General features: G+C 70.9%; 13 protein-coding genes. 9 read left to right on the top strand and 4 right to left on the bottom strand.

Going from position 1 to position 12,834, the window contains the following annotated elements:
* The first annotated feature begins 175 nt into the window (after window positions 1-175).
* The 5 genes from ABZ664_RS35070 to ABZ664_RS35050 all read left to right on the top strand — a co-directional run bounded on the left by ABZ664_RS35070 (window position 176) and on the right by ABZ664_RS35050 (window position 4,392).
* A complete protein-coding gene (locus ABZ664_RS35070; protein WP_362520128.1) occupies window positions 176-1,180 on the top strand; it encodes an RNA polymerase subunit sigma-70 in 1,005 nt (334 codons plus the stop codon).
* Window positions 1,181-1,833: 653 nt separating this feature from the next.
* Window positions 1,834-2,067: a hypothetical protein gene (locus ABZ664_RS35065; protein WP_362520126.1), complete on the top strand. Its 234-nt coding sequence runs from the start codon at window positions 1,834-1,836 to the stop codon at window positions 2,065-2,067.
* Window positions 2,064-2,546, top strand: a complete 483-nt coding sequence (locus ABZ664_RS35060) for a Clp protease N-terminal domain-containing protein (RefSeq protein ID WP_362520124.1) — start codon at window positions 2,064-2,066, stop codon at window positions 2,544-2,546. The genes ABZ664_RS35065 and ABZ664_RS35060 overlap by 4 nt, the downstream gene beginning before the upstream one ends.
* 122 nt (window positions 2,547-2,668) lie before the next feature.
* Window positions 2,669-3,562 (top strand): ABC transporter ATP-binding protein, encoded by an 894-nt coding sequence (locus ABZ664_RS35055; protein ID WP_362520122.1) that lies wholly within the window; start codon window positions 2,669-2,671, stop codon window positions 3,560-3,562.
* Complete coding sequence (locus ABZ664_RS35050; RefSeq protein WP_362520119.1) at window positions 3,559-4,392, top strand: ABC transporter permease; 834 nt, start codon at window positions 3,559-3,561, stop codon at window positions 4,390-4,392. The genes ABZ664_RS35055 and ABZ664_RS35050 overlap by 4 nt, the downstream gene beginning before the upstream one ends.
* 475 nt (window positions 4,393-4,867) lie before the next feature.
* Here the strand turns inward: ABZ664_RS35050 and ABZ664_RS35045 are convergent, their stop codons facing one another.
* Entirely contained in the window at window positions 4,868-6,043 is a 1,176-nt protein-coding gene (locus tag ABZ664_RS35045; protein ID WP_362520117.1) for an erythromycin esterase family protein, read from the bottom strand.
* Between the two features lie 90 nt (window positions 6,044-6,133).
* Here ABZ664_RS35045 and ABZ664_RS35040 point away from each other — a divergent pair, with 90 nt between their 5' ends.
* Complete coding sequence (locus ABZ664_RS35040; protein WP_362520114.1) at window positions 6,134-6,817, top strand: TioE family transcriptional regulator; 684 nt, start codon at window positions 6,134-6,136, stop codon at window positions 6,815-6,817.
* Between the two features lie 16 nt (window positions 6,818-6,833).
* On the opposite strand, the gene ABZ664_RS35035 is transcribed toward ABZ664_RS35040, so the two are convergent.
* A complete protein-coding gene (locus tag ABZ664_RS35035) occupies window positions 6,834-7,832 on the bottom strand; it encodes a LacI family DNA-binding transcriptional regulator (protein WP_362520111.1) in 999 nt (332 codons plus the stop codon).
* Between the two features lie 220 nt (window positions 7,833-8,052).
* On the opposite strand from ABZ664_RS35035, the gene ABZ664_RS35030 reads away from it, so the two are divergent.
* The 3 genes from ABZ664_RS35030 to ABZ664_RS35020 all read left to right on the top strand — a co-directional run bounded on the left by ABZ664_RS35030 (window position 8,053) and on the right by ABZ664_RS35020 (window position 10,565).
* The gene (locus tag ABZ664_RS35030; protein ID WP_362520108.1) at window positions 8,053-8,823 is read left to right on the top strand and encodes an SDR family oxidoreductase; all 771 of its coding nucleotides are present in this window, start codon (window positions 8,053-8,055) and stop codon (window positions 8,821-8,823) included.
* A gap of 390 nt (window positions 8,824-9,213) precedes the next feature.
* Entirely contained in the window at window positions 9,214-9,591 is a 378-nt protein-coding gene (locus ABZ664_RS35025; protein ID WP_362520105.1) for a hypothetical protein, read from the top strand.
* On the top strand, window positions 9,588-10,565 hold the full coding sequence (locus tag ABZ664_RS35020; RefSeq protein WP_362520102.1) for a hypothetical protein: 978 nt from the start codon (window positions 9,588-9,590) through the stop codon (window positions 10,563-10,565). The genes ABZ664_RS35025 and ABZ664_RS35020 overlap by 4 nt, the downstream gene beginning before the upstream one ends.
* Here the strand turns inward: ABZ664_RS35020 and ABZ664_RS35015 are convergent.
* Both ABZ664_RS35015 and ABZ664_RS35010 read right to left on the bottom strand, forming a co-directional pair.
* Complete coding sequence (locus ABZ664_RS35015) at window positions 10,554-11,291, bottom strand: sulfite exporter TauE/SafE family protein (RefSeq protein ID WP_362520099.1); 738 nt, start codon at window positions 11,289-11,291, stop codon at window positions 10,554-10,556. The two genes, ABZ664_RS35020 and ABZ664_RS35015, sit on opposite strands and share 12 nt — an antisense overlap.
* A 389-nt stretch (window positions 11,292-11,680) precedes the next feature.
* Window positions 11,681-12,568, bottom strand: coding sequence for a DUF4394 domain-containing protein (locus ABZ664_RS35010; RefSeq protein ID WP_362520096.1), 888 nt, complete (start codon window positions 12,566-12,568; stop codon window positions 11,681-11,683).
* Between the last annotated feature and the right edge of the window lie 266 nt (window positions 12,569-12,834).

The following is a 12,834-nucleotide window of genomic DNA, read 5'->3' as shown; positions in this document are numbered from 1 at the left end:
CCGTGCTGGCCCCACCTCGACATCGAGGGTGTACTCGACCCGGAGCACGTTTCCTGGATCGACCCCGACCCATCCGCCTGGCGAACGGCCCGATGTCAGCGGCTTCACCGATCAGAAATCCTCCGCCACGTCGTCAGTTCTGTAAGCCCTCGCACCGGTGGAAGGATTGATGACCATGACCGACGCCAGACGGCTGGGCGCCGACGAGGCCACGTTCATCGCGGCGGTCCGCGCGGAGGATACCGCGCGGTTCGCGCTCCTGACCGAGCGCCACCGGCGTGAGCTGCAGGTGCACTGCTACCGGATGCTCGCGAACTACGAGGATGCCCAGGACATGACGCAGGAGACGTTCCTGCGAGCGTGGAACAAGCGGGAGTCGTTCAAGGGCCACGCGGCCCTGCGGACCTGGCTGTACCGGATCGCGACGAACGCCTGCCTCGACTTCCTGGACAAGCGCAACGACCGCACACCCGTGCCTGCCGAGCTGCCGGGCGCGGACTCGGAAGTGCGCTACCTGCAGCCCTACCCGGACCGGATGCTTCCGGAGGACCCGCAGGAATCGGTAGTGGCGCGGGAGACGATCGAGCTGGCGTTCATCGTCGCCGTCCAGCACCTGCCGCCGCGGCAGCGGGCGGTGTTCATCCTGCGCGACGTCCTCGGCTGGCCGGCGTCGAAAGCCGCCGACACCCTCGAGCTGACCGTCGCATCGGTGACCAGCGCACTGCAGCGGGCCCGTGTGACGATGCGCGAGCAGCTGCCCGACCGCCGCCTCGACTGGCGGAGCCCCACCCAAGAGCTGTCGAATGACGAGCGCGGCGTGGTGAAGTCGTATATCGACGCCCATGAGCGCAACGACCTCGACGGGCTGGTGTCCCTGCTGCGCTACGACCTGCGCTTCGCGATGCCGCCCGAGCCGGGCATCTTGATCATGACGGCCAAGGACGCGGTGGACGGCTGGGTCTCCAATGGGCTCTTCCAGCGCGGCTACGACGACTGGCGCTGTATCACCACGACGGTCAACCGCATGCCTGCCGCCGCGCTGTACCTCCGCACCCCCGACGACCCGGAGTACCGGCTGTTCACCATCGCGGTCCTGCACATCGTCGACGGGAAGATCGCCGAGCTCACCGGATTCGACGCCACCGACAAACCATGGCTGGGCCTGCCCCCGACACTGTAATCAGACGAGTCCCCATCGTCGACGAGTCCAGCGCACGGGCCGCCGTCACCGAAGTCACCGCGAAATGAGCACCCCGACCAGCTGAACACCAACGCGACAACGCGAACACCACCGCCCCGCCGGCGTTGTCGGCGGGGCATCTTCATTCCCGAAAGAACATCGTCACGATCAACGACGCCGTCGTCCTCATCTCCAGCAAGTCGGTCAACAGCTCACTCGCAAAGCAAGGGAAGGGCCCGGGGAAGGTTCCCTCGTGGCCGAGGGTCACGGTGAGCACGCCAGGAAGGATTTCGACCTGGCCTCACGAGCCGAGCATCTGGCCCGCGCTCATCGCCTCGTCTCGTATCGGGTCAGCACCACGCCGCCGGGAAACGTCCGCCTCTCCATCAGGTTCAGGTTCATGCCGAAGATCAGTTTCCGCATCGTGCCAGCCTCTCGTGAGTCGATCTCACACGTACAGACGGGCACGGCGCGGAAACCTAATCGGTGCGCGATCTGCGTCCGCAGGTAGTCCTCGTGTTCCGGACTCGGCACGGCGTACTCGGCTGGGCTCGAGCACTACCCGCCGGATCTCGACTTCACCCTCGTACGGGCAGCGGCATGCAAGCAACCTTAGTTGACTATCCTCAGAATAGTCAACTAAGGTTGCTTGCATGCCGGCAGAAGACGTACCCGTACCCCAGGATCCCGCCGACGCGCTCGCGGCGGTCGCAGCGCTGCGGCGCCTGGCCGACCAGCTCGAGGACGCCGCCGTGGAGCAGGCCATGCGCGCCGGGTGGGGCTGGCCGGAGGTCGCCGAGGCGCTCGGCGTCACCCGCCAGGCGGTCCACAAGAAGCACGCCAAGCGGCTCATCGCCGCCGGCGTGACGCTGAGGAGACGACAGTGAGCACGATCGACCACTACATCAATGACATCATCGTGCGGGGAGCGGCCGAGGCGCGGGAGGAAAACTCCGCCACCACCGAGGCCCACCACCTCCTGCTGGCCATCGCCGCCGTCGAGGGCACCGCCGCGCACCGCGTGCTGACGGCGGCGGGGCTCGGGCGGCAGGCCATCAGGGACGCGCTGGACCGGGAGTTCGAGCACAGCCTCAACGCGGTCGGGGTGTCCCTCGCCTCCTACGACCTTCCGAAACCCTTCTGCGACCCCAAGGATCATCCGAAGCCCGGCGCCTCCGCCCGGCTCGCGCTCGAACGCGGCTTCGCCGCCGCCAAGGGCAAGAAGGACCTGCGTCCTGCCCATCTGCTGCTCGGCGTCCTGAGCGCCGACGTCGGTACCGTGCCGCGCGCGCTCGCCCTGGCCGGCCTCGACCGGGCCGGCCTGATGGATCTCCTCCAGGAGACGCTCGCGCGCGAAAACTGGTAACCAGCACCCCTGTCCCCACGCTCCGGCCCGGTTCGGGCCGCGATGCGCCATGCCCTCGTGCCGGGCTTGCGCCGGCATGTGCTCCGACACGAGGGCATCCGATCACGAAGAGAGGTCATCTCATGACGAAGAGCAACGACATCGTGCTCAACGTCGACGGGCTGCGCATGCGCTACGGTTCGCTCGACGTCCTGCACGACGTCACGTTCCAGGCCCGCCACGGCGAGGTTCTGGCCTTGCTGGGGCCGAACGGCGCGGGCAAGACCACCACGATCGAGATACTGGAGGGCTTCCGCGTCCGGTCGCAGGGCCGGGTCTCGGTGCTCGGCGCCGATCCCGCGCACGGCGACGAGCAGTGGCGGGCCAGGCTCGGGATCGTGCTGCAGTCCTGGCGCGACCACGGCAAATGGCGGGTACGCGAGTTCCTCGCCCACCTCGGCACCTACTACGCCCCCTACGCCGTCCCCGGGATCTCGCGGCCCTGGGACCCCGACGAGCTGATCGAGAAAGTCGGCCTGACCGAGCACGCCGGCAAGAAGCTCAAGACACCGTCGGGCGGCCAGCGGCGCAGGCTCGACGTGGCGATCGGCCTCGTGGGGCGCCCCGAGGTGCTGTTCCTCGACGAGCCGACCACCGGCTTCGACCCGCAGGCCAGGTCCGACTTCCATGCTCTCGTGCGCGACCTGGCCGATGCCCGCGAGACCACCGTCCTGCTCACCACCCACGACCTGGACGAGGCCGAGAAGCTGGCCGACCGCATCCTCGTACTGAACGGCGGCCGGATCGTCGCCGACGGCACCGCCGCCGAGCTGGCACGGCGGATCGCCGGCGAGGACGAGGTGCGCTGGGTGCGCGATGGGCGGCGGTACGTCGAGCGGCCGCCCGACTCGACCGCGTTCGCCCGCGAGCTGTTCGCCCGCTACAGCGACGACGTCCAGGAGCTGGAGGTTCACCGGGCCTCGCTGGAGCAGACGTACCTGGCACTGGTGCGCGAGGCCGAGGAGGTGGCCCGATGAACGCGACCGTACTGCGCGCGGGCTGGTCCCGGGGCCTGATCGAGCTGCGGCAGTCGTTCACCAACGGCGCCGAGCTGTTCTCCCACTTCCTGTGGCCCGCCCTGATGGTGGCCACGCTGTTCTTCATCCGGGACCTGCCGGTCGGCGCTCTCCTGCTCGGCGCCGTGGCCTTACCCGGCATCCTCGGCATGAACGCCGCGACCGGCATGATCGGCATGAGCCAGCAGCTCACCGCCGACCGCGAGGACGGCACGCTGCTGCGTGCCAAGGCGACCCCGCACGGGATGCCCGCCTACCTGATCGGCAAGGTGATCTCGGTGTCCGGCGGCCTGCTCGCCGACCTGGTGATCTTCCTCGTGCCCGCCGTGCTCCTCGTCGAGGGCCTGCGGATCGGCCCGGAATCCTGGCCCGGTCTGGCCTGGGTACTGGCGCTCGGCCTGCTCGCGACCCTGCCCATCGGCGCGGTCCTGGGCTCGATGTTCACCACCGCCCGCGCCCAAGGGCTGGTCCAGCTGCCATTCCTCGCCGTGATCGGCATCTCCGGCATCTTCTACCCGATCACCGCACTGCCCGAGTGGCTGCAGTGGATCGCTCAGATCTTCCCCATCTACTGGATGGGGCTCGGCATGCGCTCAGCCCTGCTGCCGGACGCGGCAGTCGCCGTCGAGATCGGCGCGTCCTGGCGACACCTGGAGACCGCCGGAGTGCTGGGCGCCTGGGCGCTGCTCGGCCTGTTCATGGCGCCGGTCGTGCTGCGGCGGATGGCACGCGGGGAATCCGGCTCGACGGTGGCGGTACGCCGTGAGCGTGCCCTGCAGCGGATCGGGTGAAGGCCATGACCGTCGATCCCTGGCGCCGGACCTGGCCCGGGACGTGATGTTGCCGGCGATCGCGGGACGCCCCACGTCCGTCCCCCGGTCCCCGGCTCGTCCCCCGAGGGCCTGTCCGGCCGGCGCTCGGCCGACTGTCCAGTCCGCCGACCGAGCGTCAGCCAGGGCGCGGACTTGACCGGTGGCAAGCGTCGGCCATACTCGGTCTGTCGGTAAGAGTGCTGCAATGAAGTACATTCCGACGCCGTCGTCCCAGGTCCCGCAGGGTTTGTGCGTCGAGCGGCCAGAGCTCGGTTTCGGCTGGGGCAGCGAGGCGGGGTCTGTGGCCGCATTGGCGTACACGCTGTCATCAGGACTTTGACCTGCGACGATCACGGCAGGGAACCGGACAGAGTTTGGGTTCTGATCGATCAGAACTGTCGCGTGTACCAGATAACAAGATCCTTACTGACAGGCCGTATCAGGCGCCGCCGGGTCAGCGCTTCCATTCCCTGTCGTCCGGCGTGACGGTCTGTTTGAGGAAGACGACGCCGTCGATTCTGCCGAGCCGGGCAGGGTCCAGCGGGAAATAGGCGAAATCGGGGGAGACGCGCGGGACGGGCTTCGTGAGGGTCTCGGCCAGGCTGCGGGCGTCGATGAGAGAGTGGTCCCACGGGAGCTCGGACAAGATGCCCTCGACGGTGTCCGGGGGCGGGGTGTCGTCGCCGAACGCGCCGAAGGCCGAGGCCAGGAAGGCGTACCGGTCGCCCAGGTGCGCCTCGGTGATCGCCCCCGCGCTCCACCACTCCAGCTGCTGGTCGCCGAGCGACATGAGGCTCTTGTCGCGCTGCAGGTGAAGGTTGTGGGCGAAGACCAGGGCCGGGCCACTCTCGGCGACGGCGCGCAGGTTGGCGGCCATCATCGCATCCCGCAGACCCGACAGCCTGGCTATCCGGGCCGGGGAGGTGTCGGCCATCCAGTGGTGGTAGCGCAGCAGGCCGACGGCGGTGCGCCCGTACAGCGCCGCCCGTTCCCTGTCGTGCCGGCTCAGCCCGGGTGCCTGGATGTCGAGCAGCGCCACCAGGTCGTCGGCGAGCAGCCGCAGCCGCCGGGCGTCGGCGGACTGGCCGATCGACTGGGACGGGTCCATCACCGTGGCCTCGTTCGTCCACCGCTCGTCCGGGCCCAGCAGCGCCTCCAGGGTTTCCACGCTGCAGGGGAGCGGGCCCTCCAGGAGGGCGTACAGGGCGCTGAGCGCCTGGCGCGGGCTCTCGGCCCAGTACTCCAGCGGGCCGTCGAAGCCGAAGAACCGAAGCTTTTCCTCGTGCTGCTCGTTGTGGGCGCGCATCCAGCGCACGAGTTCGCGGTTGGCCGCGAAGGCGCCGAAGTTGTGGCTGAAGCCGCGTTCCATGACGTCGTCGAGCATGCCCGCGCCCGTGGTGACGTAGTCGTCCACCACAAGGCCCTTAAGGCAGTCGCTCTCGATGGCGAACGACCGATATCCCTCGTGCTCGGCCAGATGCCGGAAGATCTCGTTGCGCAGCTCGCCCAGCTCCCCCACGAAGTGCCTGGCCTCGCCCAGGCCGAGCAGCAGGGGCTGGGCGGCGAGCGAGCGCAGGAACGCCGAGACGCCCGCGCCGTCGAGCGGCCGGGCCGTGTCCTTGATATCCATACCTTAAACGGTATCGTTGAACACTCGGTGTAAACTTTTGCGGGAATTACCCGCTGTTGTCGCGATGGACCTTCAAACGATGGTGTATTCATGAGGCCGGTGGACCTGGCGCGAGAGCACGGTCTGTCCACCCAGGCGATCAGAAACTACGAGGAGGCCGGCATCCTGCCCGCCGCCGGACGCAGCGTCCACGGCTATCGCACCTACACGCCGTTGCACGCCCAAGCCCTGCGCGCGTTCCTCGCCCTGGTGCGCGGGCACGGCCACCAGCGGGCCACGTCGATCATGCGGGCGGTCAACCGGGGTGCCACCGAGGAGGCGCTGCGGGTCATCGACGACAGCCACGGCCAGCTCCTGGAGGACCGCCGCACCCTGCAGGCCGTCGAGGCGGCCCTGGGTGACCTGGCGCCTGTGCCGCCGGAGCACGGCGACACCTTCATCGGCCCCCTGGCCAGGAGGCTCGGCATCCGCCCCGCCACCTTGCGCAAATGGGAGAACGCCGGCCTGGTCAAGCCGCGCCGTGACGCGCGGACGGGCTACCGGGTCTACAGCCCGGCCGACGTGCGCGACGTCCGGCTGGTCCACCAGCTGCGGCGGGGCGGCTACCTGCTGGAGCAGATCGCCCCGCTGATCGCCCAGGTCCGCTCCGCCGGAGGCGTCGCCCCGCTGGAGTCGACTCTGCGCGACTGGCGCGCCCGCCTGTCGGCCCGGGGCCGCGCCATGCTCAAGGGCGCCGCCGGCCTGGACGCCTATCTGCAGGCCCTCGACGCCTGAGGGCGGCTTGGGGGGGTCAGCTCGTGTCACGGAGGATCAGCTGCAGCCGCAGCGCCATCTCGCGGGCGGCGCCGGGCTGGTCGAGGCGTTGGATGAGAAGTTCCATCGCGGCACGGCCGGACTCCTCCAAGGGCTGACGCACGGTGGTGAGTTCCAGGGCCTCGGCCAGGTCGCTGTCGTCGAAGCCGACCACCGCCAGGTCCTCGGGGACGGTGAGACCGAGGTCGCGGGCGGCCCTCAGCGTTCCCGCCGCGAGGGTGTCGTCGGCGGCGAAGACGGCCGAAGGGCGATCCGGCGCCGACAACAGCTCCTTGGCGGCGGCACGGGCCGGTGCGACGCCGTGTCCGGCCAGCCGCACGTCGCCGTCGAGGAGAAGGTGGCCCGCTTCGGCCAGGGCCGAGCGGTAGCCGGCAAGGCGCTGCTGTGACGGCGAGAGGTACAGGCTGGATCTCTGCGTCTCGCCGAGGAAGCCGAACCGTCGGTGACCACGGCTGATCAGGTGTTCGGCCACCAGCCGGCCGCCGGTGCTGTCGTCGGTGTGCACGGAGTCGAAGCGGGGGTGGCGGACGTCTATCAGCACCGTCGGCAGCCGCATACCGCTCAGGCGGTCGGCCACCGCTTCGTCCAGGGTGAGACTGACGACGATGAGCCCGTCCAGACGTCCGGTGATGGGCAGGCTGGCGAGCAGGGGGGAGGAGCTCTGCGCGGCCGACTCCTGGTCGAACAGGACGGTTTCCAGGGGCCGGTGGCCCACGGCCCGCAGGATGCCGTTCAGGCGCCGGGCGACCGACGGATAGGAGGTGAACGGCGCGATGACGCCGATGCGCCCCACGCCGCGCCGCGCCTTGGCGATCGCGTCCTGCTTGGGCACGAAGCCGAGCGCGTCCGCGGCCTGGAGGACCTTGCGCCTGGTCTCCTGGCTGACCCGCGCCGGGGAGTTGAGGGCGAGTGAGACGGTGGAGATGCTGACGCCCGCCGCGGTGGCGACGTCGTAGATGGTCGTTCTGGCCGCCACGAGTCGCTCCTTCCGTAAGACGCGCTCTCACCGTCGGCAGGAATCGTATCAAGCATCCGAAGGCGTCGAAGTGCTTCGATAGAAGCATTTGACATTTTCGCCGACGACCCCGTCTCATGTGAGGAAACGGATGCGCGGCCGGTGCCCGGGCGGCGCAGGACAGGTCCGCGTGATGTTGAGGGTCTTGGCGAGCAAGCGCATCGACGACAAAGGAGAGGGCATGAGCCGTTCGTACGTGGTGACGGGAGGGGGCCGCGGCATCGGCAGGGCCGTCGTCGAGCGCCTGCTCGGCGAGGGCGCCACCGTGGTCGCCGTCGAGCGCGATCCGGCGGCCCTGACCTGGCTGGAGGGCCATTTCGCCGGCGCACGCCTGGTGGGTGTGGTCGGTGACGCGGCCGACGAGACCGTGGCGCGGCGAGCCGCCGACGCCGCGCAGGCCGCGGGCACCCTCGCCGGTTGGGTCAACAACGCCGCCGTGTTCGGGGACGCCTCCCTGCACTCGGCCACGACCGCACAGGTGCTGGAGCTCATCGCGGCCAACCTCGACACCGCCGTCGTCGGCTGCGCCACCGCGATCCGCCGCTTTCTCGCGGCCCGCACGCCGGGGGCGATCGTCAACCTCTCCTCACACCAGGCGCGCCGGGCGGTCCCCGGCTGCCTGCCGTACGTGACGGCCAAGGCGGCCGTCGAGGGGATGACCCGTGCGCTCGCGGTCGAGTACGGGCCGCTCGGCATCCGCGTCAACGTCGTGGCGCCGGGTTCGGTGGACACCGAACGCTACGCGCGCTTCCTCGCCTCCCGGGGATCCGCGGCGGCCGCCCGCATCCAGCGGGAGATGGCGCTGTTGCACCCGCTGGGCAGGGTGGCGCGCTCCGCGGAGGTCGCGGCCGCGATCGTCTACCTGCTCTCGGCCGACGCCGGCTTCATCACCGGCGCGACCGTGCCCGTCGACGGCGGCCGGTCGGTGCTCGCACACGATCCCGAGTCATGATTTTCGGCGAACGGCGGCCGTCGCGCGGGCCCACGCCGGCCACCGGTGATGAAGGGCTCCTCGTCGCCCGACCGCTGGGCGCTCAGCGACCACCGCCCCGATGCGGTGATCCGGTTTCGTGGACGACGTCGATCACGCCGAGGCAGAACAGGCCCTTTCACCAGGAATGATATGAACGCTTCCGGCAAGGTAGGGCCGGGTTCATGGACGGGGAACGGCAGGATGGCGCTGCCTGGCGCGCCGAGGTGGAAAGAGGATTCGTCGCCGAGGTGGAGTCGGGACGGCTGGAGCTTCCGCTGCCCGGTGCCGGTGGAGGGGTATGTGAGAAGGCCCGGTTTCCACCAGGGAGGCGCGGGCGTCGCCGCGTGCTGATACGGAGGGGCCAAAGGCGTGGCCGAGACGTTGCTGGCCGCCGCGGCCGAGCGGGAGGTCGGCCCGCACGCCCTGGCCCACCTGGGCGCGGTCGACGTGGCGCTGCGGACCGCGAAGGCCGCCCTGGAGGAGGCGGCCGACGAGATCGACGCCGACCCCCGCGACCTCAAGAACGCGGGCAGGACGCGCTCCCTGCGCCTCAAGACGCTGGTGGAGGCCGTGGCCACCGACGTCATGGGACGGGTGGGCAGAGCGCTGGGCGCCGGGCCGCTCGGCCACGACGCCGCGCACGGGCGCCGGGTCGCCGACCTCACGGTCTACCTGCGCCAGCATCACGCCGAACGCGACCTCGCCGCGCTGGGAGCGATCGTCGCCGAGCAGGGAGCCGGATGGTGAGCGCCGAACGAACCGACGGCGCCGAGCGGGATGTTCGGGGCGATCTTTCCCCCGATCCCATCGACGCCCCGGGCACCTCCGAGTCCGAGTGGCGCGCCTGGCCGGGACTCGGCGCGCTCCCGGCGATCGCCTACGACAACTGGCGCAGCGCGGTGGTGGTCGCCGCCCACCCCGACGACGAGGTGCTGGGCCTGGGCGGGCTGCTGTCACTGCTGGCGGCCTCGGGCGTGCGGCTGGGCATGCCGGACACCGGCCTCGCGGCCCGCGAGGCCGAACTCACCCAGGCGCTGAAGGAGGCCTCGGCCGGCTTCCAGGTGTGCCTGGCCCCGTGGGAGGCGGACGCGCACTCCGACCACGAGGCAGCCGGCAGGGCCGCGGCCGCGGCGGGGCTGCGCCCCTACTTCCACCCGATCTGGGCCTGGCACTGGGCCAGGCCCGGTGACGTGCACCGCGCCCTGGATCCGGCCACCGTCTGGGTCGCCACCACCGACGCCGACACCCTGGTCCCGCCCTGCTGGCTCAGCCGCCAGCTCAGGCACGCCGCCCAGGGCTGGGAGGCCGTCGTCGGCACCGTGACGGTCACCGACTGGTCCGGCTACCCGCCGCCCTTCCACCTCGCCTACGCCCAAAGGTACGCCGCGACGCAGACGAGCCTGACGCGCGAGAGCACGACACCGACGAGCGGCAAGAACGCCGCCGGCGCGAAGAGGGGCGACGGCGCGCGGTGGCATCCGCACGTGCACGGCGCCAACCTCGGCGTCACCGCCGCCGCCTACCTGGCCGTCGGCGGGTTCGGCCCGGTGGCGACCGGTGAGGACCAGGCCCTGGTCGGTGCCCTGGAGGCGGCCGGTCGGCGGGTCCTGCGCACCACCGGGGTGAGTGTGGTGACCTCGGCGCGCCGCGACCCGCGGGCGCCGGGCGGCTTCGGCCACTTCCTCGCCCGGCTCGAAGCCGACACCGTCTCACAGCAGTAGGCGTACCGCGGCCAGCAGCGTGAGCCCCAGCGTGATCCACTCGAAGAGGGTGCGGTCGATGCGGCTGATGACCGCGCGCCCGGCCGCGGCCCCGGCCAGGACCGCCGGGGTGCCCAGCGCGGCGAAGACGAGGCCGGAGGGGGTGATGAGGCCCAGCGCGACGCTGAAGGGCATCTTGAAGGCGTTGATCGTCAGGAAGAACCAGGCGCTGGTGCCCAAGAAGCCCAGCATCGGCAGGCCCGCCGCCAGAAGGTAGACGGCCATGATGGGGCCGGCCGCGTTCGCCGTCATGGTGGCGAAACCCGCGAAGACGCCCGTCAGGGCGGCCACCGGGCGGCGGTGGGCGAGTGAGTCCTGCGGCGCCCGGCGCCGGTTCCACAGGTGCACCGCGATGATCACCAGCAGGATCGCCCCGATGAGCCGTCTCATCTGCGTGTCGTCGACCCAGTGCACCACCACCGCCCCGGCGACCACGCCCAGGGCGACCCATGGGAACAGCCTGATCAGCCTCGGCCAGTCGGCGTGACGCCGGTAGGAGGCCACCGCGACCAGGTCTCCGACGAGCAGAAGCGGCAACAGTGTGCCCGTGGACTGCTTGGTCGGCAGCACGAGCGCGAACAGGGCGATCGCCACCATCCCGGTACCGGAGACACCGGTCTTGGAGAAGCCCACCAGGAACAGGGCGGCCAGCAGGACCACCCACTGGACGACGTCGAGGGAGGGCATCAGCCTCGCCGACGGGAGGAAAGGGGATATGAAGTCACAGATGACCGTACAACGGGCGGCAACCGAGGGCGGCAGAAGGGGGCGCTGAGCGAGATATCCAATGGTCACAGCGGCGCGGACGGCTCCGGTGATCGAACTGCCCGCGCGCAGTGCCGGACACCCCCGAGGCCGGGCCGGCCGCGGTCACGGCCGTCTTCGCGTCCGGCCCCCCGCCTTTCGCGTACGCCGTGGCGAACCCTTCCCCGCCCAGCGCGCTCCGACCGCGGCGAATGAGCTCGCGGACCTGCGGATCGGTGTGCTCGGACGTTCCCCGCAACCCAGACCGTAGCGCTCGCCGGGCCCGAGCGGGCCGTCGGACGAGCGCCTCTCAGCGCCTCTCAGCGCGTCTGTCAGCCACGGTCGGGCCGGATGGCGATGTCGAACACCTGCCGGTCGGCGGGAAAGAGGCCGTAGTTGTAGTTGACGGCGCCGGTGAGCAGGTTGATGCCGTAGAACCCGTAGCGCCCGCCGACCCTCAGCGCGGCGAAGGCGCTGTTGGAGACGGTGACGCCGTTGCGCAGGGAGCTGTGGACGTCCAAGCCCGCCGCGCCGGTCGCGGCCACCCGCAGGTTGCCGATGGCCACCAGCACGCCCGTGTTGGCGGGGGACTGCAGCAACACCCGGGCGGCCGTGGTGTCCACGACGAAGAGCGTCGCGGCGGTGGCCGGGCTGAGGTCGTTGTTGGTGTATCCGGCGCCCGAGACGCCGGTCGCGGCCACTGCGGCGACGGCCGGCGGCAGGGACGGGCCGCTGGGGGAACCGGCCTGCGAGGCGGTGAGCGCGCCGGCCCCGGGCCCGGGCCGCGGGCGGGTCAGCGGATCGTCGGCCACGGTCTGCCCCGCCGCCGGAACGCCCCGCGGATCGTCGAGGTTGTGGCGCAGATTCTGCCCGGTATCGCTGATCACCCGCAGCCGGTCGGTGGCGGGGTCGAAGTCGACGCCGAAGTCGGCGCCGCTCAGCGGCACGCTCAGCTGCGAGACCTTGACCGCCCTGGCCCGCCCGCTGAGCGTGTAGACGCCGCCCTGGTCACCCACGCCGTACAGCCTGCCGTCGCGCACCCGGTAGTCGACGCCGACCAGGGCGGTGTCGCCGACGAGCCCGCGGACCCTGCCAAGGTCGCGGGTACGGCCGGGGGAGCGGATCTCGAACCCCACCAGACGCCGGTCGGCGGTCAGCCCGATGACGTCGAGGCCGCGCCTGGCCGTCCCCGACGCAGCGCCGGTCACAGCGCCGGTCACAGCGCCCGTCACAGTGTCTGGCGCACGGCCTGCGGCAGGGCCTGTCGCAGCTCCTGTCGCACCTCCTGTCGCAGGGCCCGCCACCGTGCTCAGCGCCACCACGGCGGCGACGAGTGTCCTTCGCATGTGCCTCTCCTTCGCGGCCTGCTGCCAGGGCGCAGGCCTGTTCGGCGACCAGGTCGTCACAGATCGCGAAGACTTCATCACACGTCGCGACGGCGCGCACGTGAAAGGCGCGGCCCGCCACCGGCGTGTCGGGGATCGGC

The organism is Streptosporangium sp. NPDC006930 (assembly GCF_040635605.1).
Taxonomy (GTDB): Bacteria; Actinomycetota; Actinomycetes; order Streptosporangiales; family Streptosporangiaceae; genus Streptosporangium.
The sequence above is the reverse complement of the archived record's forward strand: the minus strand, read 5'-3'. Positions and strand labels throughout refer to the sequence as shown.